We start from the raw sequence: 22,059 nt of genomic DNA, 5'->3' as shown, positions 1-22,059 counted from the left end.
CCTGATCGTTTCAAGGATCAATCAATCGGCCAAGCTGCGCGTTGGGGTTTGCGGCTGCATTGGCCAGGATTGCCGTGTAATCGGCAATCCAATTCTGGACGGTGCTTGGCTCGAACAAGTCGTCCTTGCGCCCGCATATGCCGGTCATTCCCGACGGGGTGTCCTTGAGGGTCATCGAAAGCCAAGCGCGATCAATCGGCATGGCAGAGCGTTCTTCCTGATAGCCGAACGGCCGGACCGTCAGGTCGGGCAGCTCGAGCGTCCGGCGGAACGCAACCTGGAGAACGAAATAAACTTGAACGAGAGATGCCGGGCACAGGCCGGTTTCTTCCGCCAGTCGGCTGGCAATGATATCGAAGGGAAGTTCTTGTCTGGCGTAAGCCTCCAGGACGGCTCTGCGCACGCGATTGAGCGCTTCGCCAAAGGTCAGATCAGCATCAAGTTGGGTGCGGATGATCGTGGTGTTCGCGAACGGACCGATCACGCGTTCTGTCCGGAGTTGAGACCGATTGGCCATCAAGGTCGCGACGCAAATGTCGTTGCGCTCGCTCCGGAGCAGCAGCAGGGTCTTGAAACCGGCGAGTAAGCTCATGAACAGGGTTGCGCCCCGGTCACGGCTCATGGCGCTGAGCTGCGTCACCAGATTGTTGGATATTTGAAAAGGCTCCTGAACAACGCGCGAGGTCAATTCACCTCCAACGCTGCTTTTCGGGGCTGCAAATGGAGGTGAGGCTTTGTCGAGGCACCGCTTCCAATAAGCGAACTGCCTGTTTGCTTCCTCGGTGCTGGACCACAAACGCTGCCAGCGAGCGAAATCGGAAAACTGAAGCGATGGTTCGGGCAGTTGTACCTTCGCACCGGAAATCGCAGCGGCATAGATCTTCAGAAGCTCTTCCATGAAGATTGCCATCGACCAGCCATCGATGATGATGTCGTGCATGACCAGAAGCAAAACATGGTCGCTGGCATCGAGCCGGAAGACATAGGCCCGGAACAGTGGCGCATTGTTCATGTCGATCGGCGCCAGGGAGCTCCGTTCGGCTTCCAACTTCGCCTTTACCAGCAGAAGTTCCGTGGCTCGAGCATCTCCGGTATGCACCGGGGTTGCATAATCCTTCACGGTCAGGATTGATCTGACGTCGACGTCCGGCACGACGCGAGCGAGGGGGACATCACCCTGCCAGATAAACACCGTGCGCAGCATGTCGTGCCGACGCACGACCTCGGCAAGGCTCTGCTCGAGCACGGGAATGTTGAGTCGGCCCTGCGATCGATAAGCGAACGGCAGGTTGAACTGGGGCAATCCGGGTAGCTTTCGCTCGATGCGCAGCATGCGTTCCTGCACGATGGACACCGCCTGTGCGTCATCTCCATCAGCGCGCGAAATCTGCGGTTGCGGATCGTGCGGGCGCACCAACGAGCCGGCGCCCCCTCTCAATGATTCAAGGTGAAGCCCAAGAGCCGCAACGGTCGGCCAATTGAAGATATCTTCGAATGACAGGGGGCTGCCGAAGCGCTCTTCCACACGCAAAATCATCTGCGTCATGGCAAGCGAATCCACCCCGAGCGCGAAGACATCTTGGTCAACGCTGATCTGATCGATCTCCAAAATGTCCTGCCAGATACCGGCCAGTTGACGCTCCAATTCCGAGCTGGGCGCAACTCCCTTGCCGCCGTTCTGGATTGGTCGAGTCTTGGAAAAGCGGGCCGCAAGTTCACTGCGCTTGATCTTCCCGCCGGGGCCTTTCGGGATCTCCGGTACAATCACGATGAGGCCAGGGACCTTAAACCCGGCCAGGCGTCCTCGGGCATAGTCTCGGAGACTTTGTGCGCTCACCTTTGCGTCCTGACGCAGCACGATAGCGGCGGCGACGTCCGCGCCTAGTCGCTCATGGGGAACAGGGAAAACAGCGGCTTCGATCACGGCCGGGTGGCTCAGCAAAGCGCCCTCTACCTCGGCGGGGGCAACCTTCTGCCCGCCCTTATGGATGATCTCCTTGATGCGACCGACGATGAAAAGATACCGGTCGGCGTCCAGGTATCCGACGTCTCCGGTCCGGAACCAGCCGTCCTGAAACGCGGACGCGGTAGCGTCGGCATCATTGTCGTATCCCCTGGTTATGGTGGGACCTCGCAGCGCGATCTCTCCACGTTTGCCGGATGGCAAGCGACGACCCACCCTGTCCAGTATCGCGATCTCGGGGCCGGCCGGCCGGCCGACTGAATCGCGCTTTCGCCGCTGCAAGGGATTTGCAGCGATCTGGGTGGCAGCCTCCGTCATGCCATAGGTGTCGATAACGGGAACACCAAACAACGCTTCCAGTCCGTCGAGCACTTCCGACGACAGAGACGTCGAAGCCGAACGAACGAGCCGCAACGAGGACCGCCGTGCAGCCTGCCTGTAGGGATCCGCCGCTGCCAATAGTGCGCGATGGATTGCCGGTACCGCCGTGTACCAGGTCGGTCGAAACTCCGTCAGCCAGACGAAGAAGGCTGTTGCATCGAAGCCGGGAGGACAGACCGCACTGGAGCCTGCCGCAAGCGCGGCCAGAAGTCCCGAGATCAAGCCATGCCCATGAAAGAGAGGCAGTACGCTTAGCAATCGGTCGCGAGCCTCCAGCTCCAAGGCGGCGCAAACGTTGTCGGCCGACAGACAGACGCTCGCATGGGTCAGAGGGACCGTTTTGGGCCGCGACGTGCTGCCAGATGTCATCAGGATGAACGCGTCGTCAGCGCTGGACGCAAACTCGTCGTCAACCAGGAACTGCGGTGCCCGACCGCCAACGCTGAACGCGCCGGCTCCCTCGTTGGGCCGCATCGACACATCGATCACGGGCACGCCCTGGATTTGGGCGGCGCGTCGGCTGGCCGAATTCAAGTCAGCGTGCGTCAATAGCGCCGCCAGCTGCAATTCGCCGAAATAACGCTGGTATTCATCACAGGTGAAACCCGGATTGAGAGGTACACAAACCGCGCCGGCCGCAACCGTGATCGCCGCTACTGCAGCCTCTGGTCCGTCCGGCAACACGACCGCGACCCTGTCAGTTCGGCGCACGCCGACGTTCCGCAACCCGAAAACCACTTCATTTGCCTGCGTCCATAGCGCGCCATACGTCATCGGGCGGCGCGCCGGGGCCAGAATGGCATAGCGCTCCGGCGCAGTTTCCGCATGGTCGGCGAGGAGGTCTCGAACGCACGGAAAGGGGCGTCTTCCGGCGCTCTTGCGTGCGCTACCTTTCCGCAATTCCTTGACAATATTCGACAACGCCGCCCCTCTTCGTCAATGTCGCTCCGTATACTGAACTGGTGAAGTCAATTCCCAGAACCCTCAAACACATCGAAGACGAGAATACGCGGATAGCATCGTCGGGCAATCGACCGCGGGCGGCTCGGCTGCGCTCAGGCAAGTTGCCCGTTCTGACAGTGTGGGGAGGGGATGTATGCACAATTTCGGAATATTAGAAGAATATCCCTGAGTTGCCCGACGTGTCAAGTTGCCTGGTCGACCCCGGCAGCCGCCGACTCCTTTGCATGGGGTTGTTTTCGATATTTTGGCAGCGCCGCCTGCGACGGCCCCATAACTCATCCCGCTTTAATGCCGCACCACCAGCACCGAGCATTTGGCGTAACGCACCACGTGGCCGGCATTGGAGCCGAGGAAGTAGGTGCGCATCGCCGGCCGGTGCGAGGTCATCACGATCAGGTCGGCCTTCATGGTCGCGGCCTCTTCGAGGATCTCGTGATAGATGCCGCCCTGGCGGACCACGCCCGAGATGCGGGAGGGCGCGATGCCGGATTCGCGCGCGACGATCGCAAGCGCTTCTTCCGACGTTTCACGTTGCTGGCTGTCGAAATCCGCCGGCACGTATTCGGCGAGCATCACCGGCGTCATGGGCAGCACGTTGAGCAGACGCACCGTCCCGTTCCATGTTTGCGACAATGTTGCAGCGGTTGCGATCGCCGGCTTCGCCAGATCGGTGTCGGCGAGGTCGATCGGCACGAGAATGGACTTGTACATCTGCGCCTCCTGTCCGCGATTGGTCTGGAGCCGTTTGGTCCCTGTGCCGGGACGCGCGCCTTCTTGTTCTTGAAGTCGTTCTGTATCGACGCGAACCGGTCCCCCTGTCGCGCAGACGTCAATATAGCATGGCGGAGCGGCGCTGTCCGCTTGCGTCAGCTGCGCGAGGCTTGCTTCAACAGTTTAGGGCTGACGAACAGGACGAGCTTGCCGCGCCGGAACGAGACGTCGTTCCAGTCGTCGGTCGCGAAGTCGAAGACGGCGAGCCCCGAGGTCGGCAGATTGTCGCCGAGCGCGCGCTTTGCGGCCTCGTCGCCGCTGCCGGTCAGCGTCAGCGCGAGCTCGTGCATGCCGGGGTTATGGCCGATCAGCATCAGCCGCTTCGGATCGGTGACCGAAGCCATCCGGATCGCGGTCAGCAATTGCACGGGATCGGCGCCGTAGAGGTCCGGCACGAATTCGACTTTCGGCGCAGGTCCGGCGCCCTTCAGCGCCTCGCGCACGATGTCCCAGGTCTGTGCGGTGCGGACTGCCGGCGAGACCAGTGCCAGATTGGGCAGGGGCGGACGACGGGCGATCCAGCCGCCGATCTCCGCCGCATCGCGGTGGCCGCGCTCGTCGAGGCGGCGGTCCTGGTCGTGCCCCGAAGGCGCGTCGTGTTCGGTCTTGGCGTGACGCAGCAGCAGCAAACGGCGCATGGACTTCCATTCTCGATTCGGTCAGGTCGAATTAATCTACAGGCTCATGCCCTGGACAAGGTGACAAGCGCCGCAGCGGTCCGTAAGAAACGCCATGAGCGAGAGTTCCACAAGTGCGGCAGACGGCCCCGATCAGGCGGACTCGCAGTTCGGCGACCGTCTGGCGTTCGACCTCGACGTCGACATTTGCGTGGTCGGGGCCGGGCTGGCCGGCCTGACCGTGGCGCGGGAGGCGGCGCGGCTCGGCGCGAGCGTCGCGGTGCTCGAGGGCCGCCAGATCGGCTGGAACGCCTCCGGTCATCATCTCGGCACCGTGATGCCGGGATTCGGTCTGCCGATGACAGATGTGATCGAGCGCGTCGGCCTCGACGATGCCCGCGAATTGTGGGCATTGTCGAAGGAGGGCGCCGATTATGTCCGCGCCACCGCTACCGAAGATTTGATCCCGGGCATCAAGCCGAGTGATGGCGCGCTGGAGGTCTCCAATGTCGATGTCGGCGAGGCGCTGATCGGCCGCCTGCAGACGCTGGGCGAGGATTTCGCGACCGAGGTCGAGGGCTGGCAGGTCGATCGCGTGCGCAGCGTGCTCAGGACCGGCCGCTATTTCCACGGCATCTATTATCCGAAGGCGTTCCAGATCGATGGCCGCAAATATGTGCATGGCCTCGCCGCGCTGGCGATGCGGGCGGGCGTGCGGATCTTCGAGGAGACGCCGGTCGTCAGCATCGATTTTTCTGGCATCCGCAAACGCATCGTGACGCCGACGGCGCGGCTGCGCGCCAACCATATTGTCCTCGCCGGCAACATCCATCTCGGCGCGCCGTTGAAGCGCTTGTCCGATACGCTGCTGCCGGTGTGGCGCTACGCGGCTTTGACCGAGCCGCTCGGGGAGCGGCTGGCGGAGACCATCGCGTTTCCCGGCTCGGTCGTCGACAGCAACGGCATCGACCATTTCCGTGTCGTCGATGGCGATCGGCTGTTGTGGGCGAGCCCCGAAACCACCTGGGACGCACGGCCGAAGCGGCTTGGCGGGGCGGTGCAGCGCCGCATCGCCACGGTGTTTCCGCAACTCGGCAAGGTTCCGATCGCGGAGATGTTCGGTGGCGCGGTCGGCGTCACCGTGCACGGCATGCCGCAGATCGGCCAGTTGCGCCGGGGCCTGTGGGTGGCGAGCGGCTTCGGCCGGCAGGGACTCAACACCTCGGCGCTCGCCGGGCAGTTGATCGCGCGCAGCATCCTGTGGGGCGACGACCGCTGGCGGCTGTTTTCGCCGTTCGAGCTGGTCTGGGCCGGCGGCACCACCGGCCGCGTCGCCGGTCATTTCGTCAGCCTGTGGGCGAGGGGCGCCGCGTCCGCGGCGGGTGTTCTGGCGCGCTACCGCGAGGGTGCACGTGCGAAGGAGCGCCTGCGGGAGGCGCGGCTCGCCGAGGCCAATCTCAGGGCGGGAACCAGGGGACCCGCACCCCGCCGTCCACCCCCGTCGGGGGTGCGGCCGGCGCGGCCGCCCGCGCCCAGGCAGATCGAGGACGGCGAGGCGCCGTATCCGGATGCCTCGCAAGAAAGTGAGCGGATCTCCGACGGGCGGATGTAACGTCCGCCGGCGGGGTTCGTATCTGTTGACGAACCTCGGGGCACGCCCCCTGAGCCGTCCGCACCGGAGATGATTGATGATCGATCGCCGCATCCTGCTTGCTTCCGTCGCCGGCCTGTTCGGCTTCGCCGCCTTTCGCTGGCTGCGCGCCTCGCCGGCGCAGGCCGCCGAGAAATTCGAGATCGAGAAGACCGAGGCCGAATGGCGCGCGCAGCTGACGCCGCAGCAATACGAGATCCTGCGCAACCAGGGCACCGAGCGGCCGGGATCGAGCCCGCTGCTCAAGGAGCACCGCAAGGGCACCTTCGCCTGCGCCGGCTGCGACCTGCCGCTGTTCTCGTCCGAGACCAAGTATGAGAGCGGCACCGGCTGGCCGAGCTTCTGGAAGCCGCTGGACAATGCGGTCGGCACGACGTCGGACCGCACCTTCGGCATGGTCCGCACGGAGGTGCATTGCCGCCGCTGCGGCGGCCATCTCGGCCACGTCTTCGACGACGGCCCGAAACCGACCGGGCTGCGCTACTGCATGGACGGTTTCGCGCTGGTGTTTCACCCGGCGGCGCCGTCGGCGACCTGACATTCCTTCCCGGCAATTGTTGCCGCTCCCGGCAAATGTGCCCCGGTCGAACGACCGGGGTATTTTTTTCAAGCGGATGATTTTGTTACGTTTTGTTTCGTGGCACGACCTTTGCGACATGCTCCGCCGATGCGGCCATTCCTGTGATTGCCAGCCGCCGGGAATCGAATTGGAGAACATGTCATGGGTATCTTCGGCGCTCTCACGACGGCTGTCGGTGGCTTGCGCGCGGGGTCTTACGCGCTCGAAAACATCTCCGGCAACATCGCCAACTCGCAGACCACCGCCTTCAAGCGCATCGATACCTCGTTCCTCGACCTCGTCCCGCAGACCGCGCTGACCGCGCAGCTCGCCGGCGGCGTCACCGCGCAGTCCCGCTCGACCAACTCGGTGCAGGGCGACGTGCAGTCGGCATCGGTCGCGACCTTCATGGCGATCAACGGCAACGGTTTTTTCGCGGTGCAGAAGCCTGGCAGCTTCACCGACGGCGCGCCGGTGTTCGACGGCGTCGACCGCTACACCCGCCGCGGCGATTTCCAGCTCAACAAGGACGGCTATCTCGTCAACGGCGCCGGCTACTATCTCGAGGGCGTGCCGATCGACCCGACCACCGGCAACCCGGCGGGCTCATCGCCGCAGGTGCTGCAATTCAAGAACGACTTCCTGCCGGCGCAGCAGACCACCAAGATCGACTATCGCGCCAACCTCGCGTCCTATCCCTTGACCACGGCGCACGACACTTCGGTTCCCGGTTCCGAGCTGATCCGGCCGGGCGCGTTCAGCAGTGGAAATAATCCGCTGGTGCTGGGCACGCCGGCTGCGCCGTATACCGATTCCACCATCACCGGCACCGCGCAAAACAACAAGGCGACGCCGTCGGTGGCCATTACCGCCGCGACCCTGCTTTCGGGCGCAGCCGGCACCGATTCGATCAATACCAACTTCAGCGCCGGCTCTGCCGGCCCGCCCGTCGTGCCCGCCGACACGATCACGGTCAACGGGACCGTCATCACCTTCGTGGCTTCGGGGGCGACCGGCAACCAGCTCAACGTCACCGACAGCATCGGAACGCTGCTCGCGAAGTTCGACTCGATTACCGGTACCACGACGTCATCGACGATCAGCGGCGGCAAGATCACCTTGCACTCCGGCAAATTGGCCGACCTCAACGTGACGAGTTCGAACGCGACCGCCTTCGCAGCGCTCGGCTTCACCGGCTCGGCGGTTGCGGTTCGCGGCGGCGGCGGCACGGTCGGCACCGGCCAGGTTGTCGGCAACGACAACTCGACCTTTCTGAACGAATCCGTCTCGGGCGGCGCCGTCACGGCCTACGACGTGTCGGGCGCGCCGGTGAACCTGCAATTCCGCTGGGCCAAGACCGACAGCTCCTCGCTGGGCAGCGGACATACCGACACCTGGAACCTGTTCTATCAGGTCAATCCCAATGCGACCGGCACGCAGGTCTCCTGGCAGAACGTCAACGTCAACTTCACCTTCGCCTCGAACGGCCAGATGTCGCCGGCGATCTCCTCGGTGGCGCTCACCAATGCCGTCGTCAACGGCGTGTCGCTCGGCAGCCCTGTGATCAATTTCGGCTCCGGCGGCGTGACCCAGTTTGCTGACGCCAACGGCAACGTTCAGGTCAACCAGATCCAGCAGGACGGCTTCCCCGCCGGCCAGCTGCAGTCGGTCAGCGTCTCCACCAACGGCCGCATCGTCGGCAACTACACCAACGGCCGCAACATCGACCTCGCCGAAATCTCGGTGGCGACCTTCAACGGCACCAACTTCCTCAAGCGCATCGACGGCGGTGCGTTCGAGGCGACCGACGAGTCCGGCGCGGCGCTGTTCGGCAAGGCGGGCACCATCGTCGGTTCCTCGCTCGAGAGTTCGAACACCGATATTGCCGACGAGTTCACCAAGCTGATCGTGACCCAGCAGGCCTATTCGGCGAACACCAAGGTGATCACCACAACCAATTCGATGGTGCAGGATCTCCTGAACGTGGTGCGCTGATCGCGTCGTTGCTGCACGTGTGAAGAAGTAAAGGCGAGTACACATCATGGGTTTGAGCCAAGCCCTTTCCACCGCGATGTCGGGCCTGCGCGCCACGCAGGCCTCGCTCTCGCTCGTGTCGTCGAACGTCGCCAACGCGGAGACGCCCGGCTACGTCAGGAAGACGCTCAACCAGGTCACCGGCACCACCGGCCAGTACGGATCGAGCGTCCTCATCACCGGCGTCAACCGCCAGCTCGACGAATTCCTGCAGACCCAGCTTCGCACCGAGACGTCGGGAGCGGCCTACGCCGACGTCCGCTCGGACTTCCTGGCCAATCTGCAGGGCGTGTACGGCAATCCCGACTCGACCGGCACGATCGAGGACGCCTACAACAAGTTCCTGACCGCGCTGCAGGGGCTGTCGACCAGCCCGGAATCGCAGTCGGCCCGCATCGGCGTGATCAATGCCGCGCAATCGATGGCGCAGCAGCTCAACGCGACCTCGCAGGGAATCCAGACGCTGCGCGCCAACGCCGAGGCCGGCATCAGCGACTCCATCAACAGCGCCAACAATGCGATGCAGCAGATTGCGCGCCTCAATGTCCAGCTGGCGGCCAATGGCGGCACGACCGATGCCTCGACCGCGGCATTGCTCGATCAGCGCGACCGCTACGTCACGCAGCTCTCGCAGCTGATGGACATCCGCACCGTCACCAACAGCCAGAACCAGGTGAGCGTGTTCACCAATTCCGGCGTGCAGCTGGTCGGCACCGAGGCCGCGACGCTCAGCTTCAACGCCCAGGGCACGATGACGCCCAACACGTTGTACAATACCGACCCGACCAAGAGCACCGTCGGCACCATCACCATCACGTTCCCGCATGGCGGCACCTATGACATGGTGTCGACCAACTCGATTCGCTCCGGCAAGATCGCCGCCTATCTCGAGTTGCGCGACAACACGCTGGCCCAGGCCCAGACACAGATCGATCAGTTCGCCGCCGCGATGTCGAGCGCGCTGTCGGACAAGACGACCGCGGGCACCGCGGCGACGGCGGGAGCGCAGTCCGGCTTCGACCTCGACCTCTCGGGGCTGCAGAACGGCAACACCATCCACGTCTCCTACAAGGACAACACCACCGGCCTCACGCATAATCTGTCGATCGTTCGCGTCGACGATCCGAGCGTGCTGCCGCTGAGCAACACCGCGACCGTCGATCCGAACGACGAGGTGCTGGGCATCGATTTCTCCGGCGGCATGAGCTCGGTGCTGTCTCAGCTCAACGGCGCACTCGGCGGAACCGGCCTGCAATTCTCCAATCCGTCGGGGTCGACGCTGCGCGTGCTCGACGACGGCGCCGTCAACAAGGCCGATGTGACCGCGGCGTCGGTCACCTCGACGGTTTCGTCGCTGACCTCGGGCGATCCGCACCTTCCGCTGTTCACCGACAATGGCGGGCTCTACACCGGCGCGATCACCGCGAACGGCTCGCAGACGACCGGCCTTGCCGCGCGCATCAGCGTCAACACTGGCCTGATCGGCGATCCCTCGCGCATGGTGGTGTACTCGACCAATCCGCAGACGCCGGCCGGCGACACCACGCGCGCCAACCTCGTTCTGAACCAGCTGTCGAACGCCTCGTACAGCTATTCGCCGCAGACCGGCCTTGGCACGTCAGGCGCGCCGTTCACCGGCACGCTGCTGAACTTTGCCAAGCAGTTCATCAGCCAGCAGGGCGAGTCCGCGACCGCTGCCAAGCAACTCGCTGACGGCCAGGACGTCGTGCTGAACACGCTGCAGACCAAGATGGACTCGACCTCCGGCGTCAACATGGACGAGGAGATGGCGCATCTGCTTTCGCTGCAGAACGCCTATTCCGCCAATGCGCGCGTGATGTCGTCGATCAAGCAGATGTACGACGCGCTGCTGCAGCTCACGTGAGGGTAACATGTCGATCGACGGCGTAAGCGGCAGAACTTCCTATATCGGCACCACGATCCTCAACCTGCGGAATCAGCTCAATGACCTGACGACGCAGCTTGCGACCGGCAAGGTATCGACGACCTATGCGGGGCAGGGGCTTGATCGCGGTTTCGCGCTCAGCCTGCGCGCGCAGATCAGCGGCATCAACGCGTTCTCCGATACCGCCACCAATCTCAACACGCGCCTGAGTGTCGCCAACCTCACCTTGCAGGGCCTGTCCGACGTCGGGACCCAGGTGAAAAACGCCGCGACGACGGCGACGCTGACGCTCAACGACAGCGGCCAGACCTCGGGCCAGATCACAGCGCAGGCGGCCTTCGCCAACGCGGTCGCGATGCTGAACAGCCAGTCGGGCGACCGCTATCTGTTTTCCGGCCGCGCGATGGATACGCCGGCCACGGTGTCTGCCGATACCATGCTCAAGGGCACGGCAACCCAGGCCGGCCTCACGCAGCTCATCAATGAGCGCAAGCAGGCCGATCAGGGCGCCGGCATGATGGGGCGCCTGAGCGTCTCGTCGCCGCCGGCGACCACGACGGTCACGAGTATCGCCGAGGATGGCTCGTCGTTCGGCCTGAAGCTCCTGTCGGTGCAGTCGTCGTTGACGGGTGGCGCCACGGTGACGCAGCCGACCGGCACGCCGAAGACCGCGTCAGTCGATCTCGGCGCCGTCAATCCGAAGGACGGCGACAAGATCAAGTTCAACTTCACGCTGCCCGACGGCACCACCGAAGCGATCGAACTCACGGCGACCACGACGAACCCGCCGCCCGCCGGCTCGTTCCTGATCGGCGCCGACACCGCGGCGACGACGGCCAACCTGCAGTCGACGCTGACCTCGTCGATCAAGACGTTGAGCGACACGTCGCTGGTCGCGGCGTCCGCCGTCGCGGCGTCCAACAATTTCTTCAATCCGGTCGCGACCGTCTCGGGCGCAGCGGTCAACAACCATAACACGCCGTCGGCGCCGATCAGCGGCGCCACGGCCCTTTCGGGGGCGGCGGGCACCGACTCGCTGTCGACGAGCTTTGCCGCCGGTGACACCATCACGGTGAACGGCACGCCGATCACCTTCGTGGCCTCGGGCGCCACCGGCAACCAGGTCAACGTCACCGACAGCGTGCAGACGCTGATGACCAAGATCGACCAGATCAGCGGCACCAAGAACCCGTCGACCATCAGCAACGGCGCGATCACCTTGCACGGCGCGGACGGCGAGAGCCTGTCGATCTCGAGCTCCAACGCCGCGGCACTCGGCGCGCTCGGCATCGCCAACAACACCACCGCAGCGCCGGCGCCGCTCAGGGTAGGGGGACCGCCGTTCGACACCGCGACCAACCTGGTCGCGGGCACGCCCGGCAACACCGTCTACTGGTACACCGGCGAGAATGGCCCGGGGTCGGCGCGCGGCACCGCGGTCGCCCAGGTCGATCAGTCGATCACCGTGCAGTATGGCGCGCGCGCCAACGAGCAGGCCTTCCGCTATTTGCTGCAGAACGTTGCGGTCTACGCAGCCGTCACCACCAATGCCAGCAACCCGAATGCGAGCGCGCAGGTGACGGCGCTCGCGCAGCGCGTGAGCGCCAACCTCGCCCCGCAGAACGGTCAGCAGCAGATCCAGGACGTGCAGGCCGAATTCGCCGGTGCGCAGACCGCGACCAAGGCGGCCACCGATCGGCAGACCCAGCTCAAGGGGATGGCGGAAACGATGCTCGACTCCGTCGAGGGCGTCAATCAGGACGAGGTCGCGACCAAGATCCTCGCGCTGCAAACCAGTTTGCAGGCGTCGTACCAGACCACGTCGATGCTGTATCAGACGACGCTGCTGAAATACCTGCCGATCAGCTGATCGCGCGCCCCTTAACTCCAGCCAGCAAAAAGGCCTCCGCGCGGAGGCCTTTTTCGTCGAGGCGAGTGGGGCTAGAGCGTTTTCAAGCGACGCCGGTTCGCGTGAAGTAAACGCGTCAAAACAGGAAACTCTACGCGCTCTTGCGCGCGTCGTCGCGATCGGCGTTCTGCTGGTCGCGCGCGGTTTCCAGCAGCTTCTCTTCGTGTGCGATCAGCTTCTTGGACTCCTTCAGCGCGTGATAGAGGTCGCCGTTGAGGATGAAGTTGTTGACGCTTTCGATGAACGGCCACGCGCTCGGCATCGCGGTGATGATGTCGCGCACCAGACTGAAATAGGTCGGGTGGTGCGCCATCGGGTCCGGCGACAGATACATCAGCTGCACGGCGAGATAGATCAGCTTCGCCGGCGTGTCCGCGGTCTCGGGCGTCAGGATATCCTTCTCGCGCAGGATCGGGATGCGGTCGCCGTCGATCAGCAGGCGGGCGCGCTGGTCGGTGTTGGTGATCACGCAATTGCCGACGATGATGCGCTCGTTCGGTTTGAGTTCGACCTTCAGGGCCATGACCGTTCTCCTTTTGCCTGCAGTCGCGCGACGCCTTCGTTGGCGGAGCGAAGTGGTTCGGCACTGCTTAGCAGCCGCCGTTGCGGGCAGGGGCCGATGCGACAGCGATCCTTTCCCATGATGGTTAATGCTTGGTGAACGAGGGGCGGGCGCGAACGTCTGCACGTCGTCGGAATTGACAGTCATGTCAGTAGTTTTCGGGACGAGCCTCGTCCAATGGCGACAATTTTATTCTTCGGCCTTTGTCTCAAATGCCGTGTTGGAGATTTCTTTTTCCTTCGCGGCTTGACCGCAGGATCGGCCATCCGCCCGATCAGAAAGGATTGGAGCGGCTTTTTCCTCAGTTTCACACCAGAAAGGTATGAAAATGTCCGATATCATTCTCTCCTCCTCCGTTCGTCAGAACCTCCTCTCCCTCCAGTCCACCGCCGATCTGCTCTCCACGACGCAGAACCGCCTTGCCACCGGCAAGAAGGTCAACACGGCGCTCGACAACCCGACCAACTTCTTCACCGCGCAGTCGCTCGACAACCGCGCCAGCGACATCAACAACCTGCTCGACGGCATCGGCAACGGTGTGCAGGTGCTGCAGGCCGCCAACACCGGCATCACCTCGCTGCAGAAGCTGGTCGATACCGCGAAGTCGATTGCCAACCAGGTGCTGCAGAGCCCGACCGGCTACACCACCAGGTCGCAGGTCACTTCCACCGCGGCGCTCGGCGGCACGTCTGCCAACCTCGTCGACGGCACCACGATCAAGAGCGGTGACGTGCTGGCGATCGCGGCTTCGGCTGGTCAGCCTGCCTTCAGCTTCACCTTCGGGGCCAGCACGTCGCTGGCGCAGCTGAACACGTCGCTCGCGGCCAGCAACCTGACGGCGAGCCTCGACAGCTCGAACAAGCTCGTCATCACCACGACCAACGACGCGGCCTCCTCGACGATCGGTGCGGTGACCTTCACCAACACCGGCGGCGGCACTGCGACGTTCAGCGCGGCCGGCACGGCGCCGGTTGCCGACCAGGCCTCGCAGTCGGCGCGCGCCGCTCTGGTCACGCAGTACAACAACACCATCGCGCAGATCACGACCACGGCGCAGGACGCCTCGTTCAACGGCATCAACCTGTTGAACGGCGACAGCCTGAAGCTGACCTTCAACGAGACCGGCAAGTCGACGCTCAGCATCACCGGCGTCACCTTCAATGCCAGCGGCCTCGGTCTGAAGGCGCTGACCGCGGGCACCGACTTCCTCGACAACAACTCGGCGAACAGCGTCATTGCGTCGCTTAGCTCGGCGAGCTCCTCGTTGCGCAGCGAAGCCTCGACGCTGGGTTCGAACCTGTCGATCGTGCAGATCCGTCAGGACTTCTCGAAGAACCTGATCAACGTGCTGCAGACCGGTTCGTCCAACCTGACGCTGGCCGACACCAATGAGGAAGCGGCCAACAGCCAGGCGCTGTCGACCCGCCAGTCGATCGCGGTCTCCGCGCTGGCGCTCGCCAACCAGAGCCAGCAGAGCGTGCTGCAGCTGCTCCGCTAAGCGCGCCGGCAAGTGCTTCGAGAACGGCGGGGGAAACCCCGCCGTTTTCTTTTGTCTCCGGGATATTACGGTGTCTGTCCATGCCCTCAGAACGGCGCATTTCGTAACGGCTGCTAACCATATTTAAAGGCGCCGGATGCATAAATATCGGGCGCTAGAATTGCGTCTTCGCGGCTCAAGAAATCCGCATCCCATCGAGGTCATTGAATGTCGAATGCAGCCCAGGCCTACGCTCGTACCTCCACGACGACGGCGTCCCCACGTGAAATCGAAGCGCAGGCGCTGTTGAAGGCCGCGCGGCAGCTGCAGGAAGTCCAGACCAACTGGAACGGTCCCGACAAGGCGCTCGATCACGCGTTGCTGTTCAATCGCCGGTTGTGGTCGATCTTCCTCAGCGCCGCGCAAGGCGACGACAATCCGCAGCCGCTCGAGATTCGCCAGAACATCGCCAATATCGGCGTGTTCGTGATGAAGCAGACCGTCGATATCCAGATGAATCCGGATCCGGCGAAACTGAAGTCGCTGATCGATATCAATTGCAATATCGCCGCCGGCCTCTCGGGCCGCGGCTGATCGATCGATTCCTGACGGAGCCCTCGGCATGGCCGACGTGTTGAGCATCCTGTCGGCCAACTACAAGGCCGCCGGCCTGACGGTCCCGTCGAAGACGCCCTATGTGGCTGTCGATCCGAACCTCTATGAGGGCAGCTGGAGCGGCAAGTACGCCAACAACAAGTCGTTCAACATCTCGGTGTCGAACGTCGATGGCTTCCGCGCCAAGGTCCACTACCAGAGCGACGGCACCAGCAAGTATCAGGACGTGCTGATCAAGGATGGCGGGTTCCGGATTGGCGATACCAAGTTCGCGCTGGTGCAGCAGGGGACGGCGTTGATCGCCAATGTCGTCACCGATCCGGCCACCGGAGCGACCTATCTCGACAAGGCCTACGCCACGCAGAAGACCTGAGCGGTCGTTGGTCCGCGCCTAGGCGCGGCGATCGGTGGCACGCACCCGCGTCGGCGCGTCCTTGCTGAGATCGAGCGCGTGGAAATAGGCGCGGCGGCGCAATACGGCTTCTTCCGGAAACTGCCTCACCACCAAATTCGTGCGATTGTCGACCACCTGATAGACCACGGCGCGCGCGTCGCGGTCGATGATCACCTGGTCGCTGACCGACGGAGCCTGATTTGAAATCGACGCGTTGACGGCGTTGGGGTCGATGGTGACGCGCACGCTCGGCTCCGGAGCGGTGACGCTCTGGCTCGCCGGCAGTTCAGTCTTGACCGCCTTCTGCGCCGTATCGCTCGTGGGAGAGACCATCGGCGCCGCGACCGGTGCCCCCACCGGCTTGATGTTGAAATCTGTACTCATGGCAGCCTCGTAGTGCACAGGCACTAGTTTGCTTGAGTCAAATCCCAACCCCTCACGGTCCGCAACTCTACGGGGAACCTCTCAATAGGCTGTTAGAAAATACGCTGAATGGCGCGCTGCTGGAGCGGCGTCGAATTGAGCTAAATTGTAAGCGTACACGTCAGAGCGTGCGGCTCACTGCGATCGGCGTCATGTTGCGGGGGCCCGGCGTGGCGCGCTGTCCGCTTGCGGTATAGGTGTTCGGAATGTTGCGGCGCTGCACCTCGGCATTGACGCCGCGCACGATGCCTTCGGAGACGGCATGCGCGGTCGCAAGCACGGTCAAATTGACCTGCAGCATGGCGCGGAACGTCTCGTGATGCCGCCGCAGCGTCGCGAGCAGCTCGGGATCGGTCTGCGACAGCATCTTCTGCATCGATTTCAGATGCTCCACCGCGAGCATGTAGCGCCGCGACAGCTCGGACTTCTGCGGCTCGAGCCGCATGCCCTCGCGGATCTTGCCGGCGCGGACGAACTCGGTCTCCTGCTCGATGACGGCAAGCAGGCCGCTCATCACTTCGGTCAGCTCGTTGGCGAGACGCGCGACGTCCGGCGGCGTCGACGTCGCGGACCGCGCGGCGGGGGCGGACGCTACTGGCCGCGGCTGCTGTGGACGCTGGTTCATCGCGCTGCTCCTTGAAACCCTAGCTCTTGTTCGCCTGCTGCAGGATCAGCGAGCGGAACACTTCGTTGGAAATGCCGACGCCGCCGGCCTTGGCGAAATTCTTCGAGTATTCGTCGGTCAGCATCGATCGCCATGCGCCGGTGCCGACGGTGTCGCCGTACGGACCATCGCCCTTCAGGCCGGTCGTCATCTGCGAGAACATCGAATTCAGGAACATCGATTCGAAATCGGTCGCGGTCGCCTTTGCCTTGGCGGCCTGCTGCGGCGTCACCTTCTTCAGCGCGTCCTGCAGCACGGGATCGGGGCGGCCGTTGAACATCGGGATCAACGCCTTGTTCGGCATGCTGCCGGTGGTGCTGTTGATCAGGCTCGCCATCACATCACCTCGATGTCGGCTTCGATCGCGCCGGCGGCCTTGATCGCCTGCAGGATGCTGATGAGGTCGCGCGGTCCGATGCCGAGGCCGTTGAGGCCGTCGACCAGCTGCTGCAGCGAGACGCCGTCCTTGACGACAGCGAACTTCTTGCCGTCCTCGCTGACGCCGACGCTGGTGCGCGGTGTCACGACTGTTCGGCCGCGCGACAGCGGATTGGGCTGGCTGACCTGCGGACTCTCGGAGATCGAGACGGTGAGATTGCCCTGCGCGACGGCGACGGTGGCGACGCGGACGTCGCGGCCCATCACGATGATGCCGGAGCGTTCGTCGATCACGATCTTGGCCACGAGATCGGGATCGACCTGCAGCTGCTCGATCTCGGTCAGGAAGGCGACGACGTTGCCCTTGAATTCCGTCGGGATTGCAAGCTGCACCGTGGAGGGATCGATCGGCTCGGCGGTCTTGACGCCGAGATAGTCGTTGACCGCGGCGGCGATCCGCTTGGCGGTGGTGAAGTCGGCGTTGCGCAGCGCGAGGCGCACATTGGGCAGGCGGTTGAGCGCGAACTCGATCTCGCGCTCGATGATGGCGCCGTTGGCGATCCGGCCGACGGTCGGCACGCCGCGCACGACGCTGGCGGCGGCACCTTCGGCCGCGAAGCCGGCGACCGCCACCGATCCCTGCGCCACCGCATAGACATTGCCGTCGGCGCCGAGCAGGGGGGTGACGAGCAGGGTGCCGCCCTGCAGGTTCTTGGCATCGCCGAGCGCCGAGACGGTGACGTCCATGCGCGTGCCCTGGGTGCCGAACGCCGGCAGATTGCCGGTCACCATCACGGCGGCGACGTTGCCGGTGCGGATGGTGGCGCCGCGGATGTTGACGCCCATGCGCTCGAGCATCGCCTGCAGCGATTGCTTGGTGAAGGGGATGTTGTTCAGCGTATCGCCGGTGCCGTTGAGGCCGACCACGAGGCCGTAGCCGATCAGCTGGTTCTGGCGCACGCCCTCGATATTGGCGAGATCCTTGATCCGCGACGTCGCGGCCGCCGGCATGACGGAGGCCGCCAGCGCCAGCAGCGCGACGCAGGCCACTCCGAACAGATTTGCGATGCGGATGCCGGGCATCCCGATGCTCCCCTCGAACTGAACTCGCGGATTGCGCGACACTCCCATGACGGCGATCCGCCATTAACCATGCGAGCTGCGTGCCACTCCACTTCGCTTGGGCAATGTCTTGATATATTTATCGAAATTGTCGGGCCGCCATTTTCCTCGGGTTCGCCAGGGAGCGCGAAACTGCCGCGCGGCGGCAGAAATTGCCGGGTCGTTTACGCGCCGTTAACCATAAAACAGCGATGCTCGGCCCATTCAGGCCTGCGGGATCACGACGATGCGCATCTACGGACCGAACGGCACCACGCTTGGCACGTCCACCGGCGCCACGCGGCGCGCCTCGTCGAGCGGCTTCTCGCTGCCGGATGCGACGACCGCGCAAGAAGAGGTCCGCTCCACCGCGGCGCCGAAGGCCGCCGCCAGCCTCGATGCGCTGCTCGCGCTGCAGGGCGTCGAGGACCCGACCGAACGCCGCAAGCGCTCGGTGGCCCGCGGCAAGGGCGCGCTCGACGTGCTCGACGCGCTCAAGCTCGGACTGCTGTCCGGCAATTTCGATTCCTCCACGGTGAACCGGCTGCGTGACGCTGCGGCGAGCCTGAAGGAATCCTCCGGCGACCCCGGCCTCGATGCCGTGCTCGGCGAGATCGAACTGCGCGTCGAGGTCGAGCTCGCCAAGGCCGGGCAATACTAGGCTCCTCCCGATCAACTCGCCTGTCTCACGCCGCCAGTGCCTTCAGGCCGCCAGTGCCTCAGGCCGCAGTGCCTCAGGCCGCCAGTGCCTTGCGCTGCGCGTCGTAGCGGCGCTGCGCAGCCAGCACTTCCTTCAGATTCTGTTCGGCCCAGTCGCGCAGCGGATCGACGGCTTCGGCGAGCGTCGATCCGAGCGGCGTGATTGAATACTCCACCGTCACCGGCACCGTTGCGATCGCCCGGCGGCGCAGCAGCCCGTCGCGCTCCAGGCTCTTCAGCACCTGCGACAGCATCTTCTGCGAGATGCCTTCGATGGCGCGGCGAAGCTGGTTGAAGCGCATCGGCTCGCCGCGCAGCAGCAGCAGGATCAGCACCGCCCATTTGTCGCCGACCCGGTCGAGGATCTGGCGCGTCGGGCAATTGGCGGCATAGGCGTCCGGCTTGAGGCTCGTGGCTTTCATCGCGGTTACTCCGGCGTGATCAGGTGAGACGAGAGTGCCTTCTTCACACCTACATCCATTTCGCTATCTAGTCACCATTGGAAACTATCAATCGGAGACTTGAGATGAAGATCGCCATCGCCGGCGCGTCCGGCCAGGCCGGCTCGCGCATCACCGCGGAACTCGCCCGCCGCGGCCACGCCGTCACCGCCATCGCCCGCAACCCGGAGAAGATCGCCAGCCTGCCCAATGTCACCGCCCGCAAGGGTGACGCGAACGACCAGGCCGCCCTGGCCGCGCTGTGGGCCGGCCACGATGCCGCGATCAGTTCGATCCATTTCCTGGTCAGCGACCCCGCCAAGCTGATCGGGGCTGCCAAGGCATCTGGGGTCGGCCGCTATCTCGTGGTCGGCGGCGCCGGCAGCCTTGAGGTGGCGCCGGGCGTCCGCCTGGTGACCACCCCCAACTTTCCGCCCCAATACAAGGCCGAGGCCTCCAAGGGGGCTGAGTTCCTCGACCTGCTGCGCCAGGAAAAGGACCTGAACTGGACCTTTTTGTCGCCCTCGGCGCTGTTCGTGGCCGGTGAGCGGACCGGCAAGTTCCGCCTCGGGACCGACCAGCTCCTGACCGCAGCCGACGGCAAAAGCTCGATCTCGTTCGAGGATTTCGCAGTTGCACTCGCCGATGAAATTGAGCGTCCGGCCCATATCCGCCGCCGTTTCACGGTCGGTTATTGAGGCGGCAGGGCCGTCCCCGGGCAGGGCGGATAAGTTTGCCTGTGCAAGGCCTTGGGGGCGGCCCGCCTTTCGCGGTGGCAGATATTGTCTGTCACATGACGTGGCTATATAAGGCGCCGCGCGGAGGGGTTGTGTTCCCTCCGCCTGACAGGGACATGGCTGCCTTTGGAAAAGCTGAAGAACTACCGGCCGACTGAAAAAGAGCCTTTCATGAATGAGCGGCAGCGCGATTATTTCCGCGCCAAGCTGCTGGCCTGGAAGGATGAGATCCTCCGCGAATCGAAGGTCACGTTGCAGACGTTGCAGGAAGAGAACGTCAATCATCCCGACCTCGCGGACCGAGCGTCCTCGGAAACCGACCGCGCGATCGAACTTCGTGCCCGCGACCGTCAGCGCAAGCTGATCTCCAAGATCGACGCGGCGCTCCAGCGCATCGAAGACAACACCTACGGCTATTGCGAAGAGACCGGTGAGCCGATCTCGCTGAAGCGGCTTGAAGCCCGCCCGATCGCAACGCTGTCGGTGGAGGCGCAGGAACGCCACGAGAAGCGCGAGAAGGTCTATCGCGACGAATAGTGGCGACGGATCGCCACGGATTGCTACCGGCGCGTACCGGTTGTACGTTCGCGCCGCCATGATGACACGCACTCTCAACATCGCTTCGGTGTTTTTCCTGGGCTGATCCCGCTTCCTCCCGGAAGCGCTGAGCGGCCCCACGGGCTTTCGCTCCTGGGATTCCAGTGAAACCGAATGAGCCGGTCAGGTTCCGCGCATCGCGGAGCAGCGATGGCCGGCGACAGTTTGAGAGACAATCATGACCCGTCGAAACGATGCGCGCGCGCTTGACGGCGCGCAGATCGAGCAATTCATCCAACAGGGCTTTGTCCGGATCGACAGCGCCTTTCCCCGGGAACTCGCCGCCCGGGGACGCGCCATCATGTGGCATGACCTGCCGTGCAGCGAGCACGACCCTTTGACCTGGACCCAACCGGTGATCCGGTTGCCGGGGTACGGCGGCACGCCGTTTCGCGAAGCGATCAACACGTCGCTGCTGCACCGGGCGTTCGATCAGATCGCCGGTCCCGGCCGCTGGCGCCCGCGCGACGACATCGGAACCTTTCCGGTGCGCTTCCCGCATCCGGACGATCCCGGCGATGCCGGCTGGCATATCGACGTCAGCTTCCCCGGCGAGGATTGCGACCCCAACGAGCGCAGCGACTTCTCCGCCTGGCGGGCCAATGTCGTCTCGCGCGGCCGGGCGCTGTTGATGCTGTTCCTGTTCTCCGACGTCGGTGAGGACGACGCGCCGACCCGGATCAGGGTCGGCTCGCACCTTCCGATGGCCCGCTACCTCGCGCCGGCGGGCGAGGCCGGGCGCGCACGCATGGTGCTCGACGATGTCGGCGCCGACTGCGAGGTCGCGCTCGCAACCGGCGGGGCCGGCACGGTCTATCTGTGCCATCCGTTGCTGGTGCATGCCGCGCAGAAGCATCGGGGCACGACGCCGCGCTTCATGGCCCAGCCGTCGCTCGCTGCCGGCGAGCCGTACCGGCTGGAACGTGCGGATGGTGCGTATTCGCCGGTCGAGATCGCGATCCGGCGCGCGCTTGGCATGGGGTGAAGCGCAATGGCCGTCTGGTGAAGCGGCCGCCACGGGCTGTCTTCGCCTCTCCCGCTTGCGGGGGAGGCCGGATCGCATCGCCAGATGCGATCCGGGTGGGGGCTCTCTCCGCGATATCACTCGTGGAGAAACCCCCACCCCAGCCCTCCCCCGCAAGCGAGGGCTTTGCGCAATCGGGCGTGCGCGGGTGCAGGCCAGTGTCAGGCATTTTTTTGCGTGGCTTCTGGGGGCGC

At 64.3% G+C, this 22,059-nt stretch carries 21 protein-coding genes; 12 read left to right on the top strand and 9 right to left on the bottom strand.

What is annotated here, in order from left to right; all coding sequences use genetic code 11:
• Positions 1-10: 10 nt before the first annotated feature.
• The 3 genes from PMN64_RS30060 to PMN64_RS30050 form a co-directional block, all read right to left on the bottom strand.
• Complete coding sequence (locus tag PMN64_RS30060; RefSeq protein ID WP_411783260.1) at positions 11-3,265, bottom strand: AMP-binding protein; 3,255 nt, start codon at positions 3,263-3,265, stop codon at positions 11-13.
• A 327-nt stretch (positions 3,266-3,592) separates the two neighbouring features.
• On the bottom strand, positions 3,593-4,018 hold the full coding sequence (locus PMN64_RS30055; protein ID WP_016840840.1) for a universal stress protein: 426 nt from the start codon (positions 4,016-4,018) through the stop codon (positions 3,593-3,595).
• A gap of 155 nt (positions 4,019-4,173) precedes the next feature.
• Positions 4,174-4,716: a SixA phosphatase family protein gene (locus PMN64_RS30050; protein WP_304496160.1), complete on the bottom strand. Its 543-nt coding sequence runs from the start codon at positions 4,714-4,716 to the stop codon at positions 4,174-4,176.
• A gap of 94 nt (positions 4,717-4,810) precedes the next feature.
• On the opposite strand from PMN64_RS30050, the gene PMN64_RS30045 reads away from it, so the two are divergent.
• The 5 genes from PMN64_RS30045 (at position 4,811) to PMN64_RS30025 (ending at position 12,715) form a co-directional block, all read left to right on the top strand.
• Positions 4,811-6,307, top strand: a complete 1,497-nt coding sequence (locus PMN64_RS30045; protein WP_411783259.1) for an NAD(P)/FAD-dependent oxidoreductase — start codon at positions 4,811-4,813, stop codon at positions 6,305-6,307.
• Between the two features lie 76 nt (positions 6,308-6,383).
• Complete coding sequence (gene msrB / locus PMN64_RS30040; protein ID WP_411783258.1) at positions 6,384-6,884, top strand: peptide-methionine (R)-S-oxide reductase MsrB; 501 nt, start codon at positions 6,384-6,386, stop codon at positions 6,882-6,884.
• A 183-nt stretch (positions 6,885-7,067) separates the two neighbouring features.
• Positions 7,068-8,900, top strand: a complete 1,833-nt coding sequence (locus tag PMN64_RS30035; RefSeq protein ID WP_411783257.1) for a flagellar hook protein FlgE — start codon at positions 7,068-7,070, stop codon at positions 8,898-8,900.
• Between the two features lie 46 nt (positions 8,901-8,946).
• Positions 8,947-10,824, top strand: a complete 1,878-nt coding sequence (gene flgK / locus PMN64_RS30030) for a flagellar hook-associated protein FlgK (RefSeq protein WP_411783256.1) — start codon at positions 8,947-8,949, stop codon at positions 10,822-10,824.
• A gap of 7 nt (positions 10,825-10,831) precedes the next feature.
• Entirely contained in the window at positions 10,832-12,715 is a 1,884-nt protein-coding gene (locus PMN64_RS30025; protein ID WP_411783255.1) for a flagellar protein, read from the top strand.
• A gap of 130 nt (positions 12,716-12,845) precedes the next feature.
• On the opposite strand, the gene flbT is transcribed toward PMN64_RS30025, so the two are convergent.
• Positions 12,846-13,277: a flagellar biosynthesis repressor FlbT gene (gene flbT / locus PMN64_RS30020; protein WP_016847775.1), complete on the bottom strand. Its 432-nt coding sequence runs from the start codon at positions 13,275-13,277 to the stop codon at positions 12,846-12,848.
• A 367-nt stretch (positions 13,278-13,644) separates the two neighbouring features.
• On the opposite strand from flbT, the gene PMN64_RS30015 reads away from it, so the two are divergent.
• From PMN64_RS30015 to PMN64_RS30005, 3 genes are all read left to right on the top strand, one after another.
• Positions 13,645-14,814 carry a flagellin gene (locus tag PMN64_RS30015; protein ID WP_304496156.1) on the top strand — a complete coding sequence of 390 codons (1,170 nt, stop codon included), beginning with the start codon at positions 13,645-13,647 and terminating at the stop codon, positions 14,812-14,814.
• Between the two features lie 207 nt (positions 14,815-15,021).
• Positions 15,022-15,387, top strand: a complete 366-nt coding sequence (flaF, locus tag PMN64_RS30010; RefSeq protein ID WP_016846762.1) for a flagellar biosynthesis regulator FlaF — start codon at positions 15,022-15,024, stop codon at positions 15,385-15,387.
• A 28-nt stretch (positions 15,388-15,415) separates the two neighbouring features.
• The gene (locus PMN64_RS30005; protein WP_016846761.1) at positions 15,416-15,781 is read left to right on the top strand and encodes a hypothetical protein; all 366 of its coding nucleotides are present in this window, start codon (positions 15,416-15,418) and stop codon (positions 15,779-15,781) included.
• A gap of 18 nt (positions 15,782-15,799) precedes the next feature.
• Here PMN64_RS30005 and PMN64_RS30000 read toward each other — a convergent pair whose 3' ends face one another.
• The 4 genes from PMN64_RS30000 to PMN64_RS29985 all read right to left on the bottom strand — a co-directional run bounded on the left by PMN64_RS30000 (position 15,800) and on the right by PMN64_RS29985 (position 18,350).
• Complete coding sequence (locus tag PMN64_RS30000; protein ID WP_028337698.1) at positions 15,800-16,186, bottom strand: hypothetical protein; 387 nt, start codon at positions 16,184-16,186, stop codon at positions 15,800-15,802.
• 160 nt (positions 16,187-16,346) lie between these two features.
• Positions 16,347-16,850: a hypothetical protein gene (locus tag PMN64_RS29995; RefSeq protein WP_411783254.1), complete on the bottom strand. Its 504-nt coding sequence runs from the start codon at positions 16,848-16,850 to the stop codon at positions 16,347-16,349.
• Between the two features lie 19 nt (positions 16,851-16,869).
• Positions 16,870-17,226 carry a flagellar assembly peptidoglycan hydrolase FlgJ gene (flgJ, locus tag PMN64_RS29990; protein WP_411783253.1) on the bottom strand — a complete coding sequence of 119 codons (357 nt, stop codon included), beginning with the start codon at positions 17,224-17,226 and terminating at the stop codon, positions 16,870-16,872.
• Positions 17,226-18,350 carry a flagellar basal body P-ring protein FlgI gene (locus PMN64_RS29985; RefSeq protein ID WP_411783266.1) on the bottom strand — a complete coding sequence of 375 codons (1,125 nt, stop codon included), beginning with the start codon at positions 18,348-18,350 and terminating at the stop codon, positions 17,226-17,228. The genes flgJ and PMN64_RS29985 overlap by 1 nt, the downstream gene beginning before the upstream one ends.
• A gap of 265 nt (positions 18,351-18,615) precedes the next feature.
• Here PMN64_RS29985 and PMN64_RS29980 point away from each other — a divergent pair, with 265 nt between their 5' ends.
• Complete coding sequence (locus PMN64_RS29980) at positions 18,616-19,029, top strand: flagellar assembly protein FliX (protein WP_411783252.1); 414 nt, start codon at positions 18,616-18,618, stop codon at positions 19,027-19,029.
• Between the two features lie 73 nt (positions 19,030-19,102).
• On the opposite strand, the gene PMN64_RS29975 is transcribed toward PMN64_RS29980, so the two are convergent.
• Complete coding sequence (locus PMN64_RS29975; RefSeq protein WP_411783251.1) at positions 19,103-19,489, bottom strand: winged helix-turn-helix transcriptional regulator; 387 nt, start codon at positions 19,487-19,489, stop codon at positions 19,103-19,105.
• Positions 19,490-19,593: 104 nt separating this feature from the next.
• Here PMN64_RS29975 and PMN64_RS29970 point away from each other — a divergent pair, with 104 nt between their 5' ends.
• The 3 genes from PMN64_RS29970 (at position 19,594) to PMN64_RS29960 (ending at position 21,826) form a co-directional block, all read left to right on the top strand.
• On the top strand, positions 19,594-20,205 hold the full coding sequence (locus PMN64_RS29970; RefSeq protein ID WP_212057370.1) for an NAD(P)-dependent oxidoreductase: 612 nt from the start codon (positions 19,594-19,596) through the stop codon (positions 20,203-20,205).
• A 210-nt stretch (positions 20,206-20,415) separates the two neighbouring features.
• Entirely contained in the window at positions 20,416-20,781 is a 366-nt protein-coding gene (dksA, locus tag PMN64_RS29965; RefSeq protein ID WP_170991616.1) for an RNA polymerase-binding protein DksA, read from the top strand.
• A 238-nt stretch (positions 20,782-21,019) separates the two neighbouring features.
• Complete coding sequence (locus tag PMN64_RS29960) at positions 21,020-21,826, top strand: phytanoyl-CoA dioxygenase (RefSeq protein ID WP_411783250.1); 807 nt, start codon at positions 21,020-21,022, stop codon at positions 21,824-21,826.
• Positions 21,827-22,059 lie beyond the last annotated feature (233 nt).

Origin of the sequence: Bradyrhizobium sp. UFLA01-814 (assembly GCF_046718885.1) — a bacterium.
GTDB lineage: Bacteria > Pseudomonadota > Alphaproteobacteria > Rhizobiales > Xanthobacteraceae > Bradyrhizobium > Bradyrhizobium elkanii.
Note: the sequence above shows the minus strand (reverse complement) of the source record. Positions and strands in the feature narration are given on the sequence as shown.

Excerpts from the sequence above, each read along its gene's own strand:
- flgJ (WP_411783253.1), bottom strand. The coding sequence starts at position 17,226 with ATGGCGAGCCTGATCAACAGCACCACCGGCAGCATGCCGAACAAGGCG.
- PMN64_RS29970 (WP_212057370.1), top strand. The coding sequence starts at position 19,594 with ATGAAGATCGCCATCGCCGGCGCGTCCGGCCAGGCCGGCTCGCGCATC.
- flbT (WP_016847775.1), bottom strand. The coding sequence starts at position 13,277 with ATGGCCCTGAAGGTCGAACTCAAACCGAACGAGCGCATCATCGTCGGC.
- PMN64_RS30035 (WP_411783257.1), top strand. The coding sequence starts at position 7,068 with ATGGGTATCTTCGGCGCTCTCACGACGGCTGTCGGTGGCTTGCGCGCG.
- PMN64_RS29995 (WP_411783254.1), bottom strand. The coding sequence starts at position 16,850 with ATGAACCAGCGTCCACAGCAGCCGCGGCCAGTAGCGTCCGCCCCCGCC.
- PMN64_RS30050 (WP_304496160.1), bottom strand. The coding sequence starts at position 4,716 with ATGCGCCGTTTGCTGCTGCTGCGTCACGCCAAGACCGAACACGACGCG.
- PMN64_RS30015 (WP_304496156.1), top strand. The coding sequence starts at position 13,645 with ATGTCCGATATCATTCTCTCCTCCTCCGTTCGTCAGAACCTCCTCTCC.
- flgK (WP_411783256.1), top strand. The coding sequence starts at position 8,947 with ATGGGTTTGAGCCAAGCCCTTTCCACCGCGATGTCGGGCCTGCGCGCC.
- PMN64_RS29980 (WP_411783252.1), top strand. The coding sequence starts at position 18,616 with ATGCGCATCTACGGACCGAACGGCACCACGCTTGGCACGTCCACCGGC.
- msrB (WP_411783258.1), top strand. The coding sequence starts at position 6,384 with ATGATCGATCGCCGCATCCTGCTTGCTTCCGTCGCCGGCCTGTTCGGC.
- PMN64_RS30025 (WP_411783255.1), top strand. The coding sequence starts at position 10,832 with ATGTCGATCGACGGCGTAAGCGGCAGAACTTCCTATATCGGCACCACG.
- PMN64_RS30000 (WP_028337698.1), bottom strand. The coding sequence starts at position 16,186 with ATGAGTACAGATTTCAACATCAAGCCGGTGGGGGCACCGGTCGCGGCG.
- PMN64_RS30005 (WP_016846761.1), top strand. The coding sequence starts at position 15,416 with ATGGCCGACGTGTTGAGCATCCTGTCGGCCAACTACAAGGCCGCCGGC.
- PMN64_RS29960 (WP_411783250.1), top strand. The coding sequence starts at position 21,020 with ATGACCCGTCGAAACGATGCGCGCGCGCTTGACGGCGCGCAGATCGAG.
- dksA (WP_170991616.1), top strand. The coding sequence starts at position 20,416 with ATGAATGAGCGGCAGCGCGATTATTTCCGCGCCAAGCTGCTGGCCTGG.
- PMN64_RS29975 (WP_411783251.1), bottom strand. The coding sequence starts at position 19,489 with ATGAAAGCCACGAGCCTCAAGCCGGACGCCTATGCCGCCAATTGCCCG.
- PMN64_RS30055 (WP_016840840.1), bottom strand. The coding sequence starts at position 4,018 with ATGTACAAGTCCATTCTCGTGCCGATCGACCTCGCCGACACCGATCTG.
- flaF (WP_016846762.1), top strand. The coding sequence starts at position 15,022 with ATGTCGAATGCAGCCCAGGCCTACGCTCGTACCTCCACGACGACGGCG.
- PMN64_RS29985 (WP_411783266.1), bottom strand. The coding sequence starts at position 18,350 with ATGCCCGGCATCCGCATCGCAAATCTGTTCGGAGTGGCCTGCGTCGCG.
- PMN64_RS30045 (WP_411783259.1), top strand. The coding sequence starts at position 4,811 with ATGAGCGAGAGTTCCACAAGTGCGGCAGACGGCCCCGATCAGGCGGAC.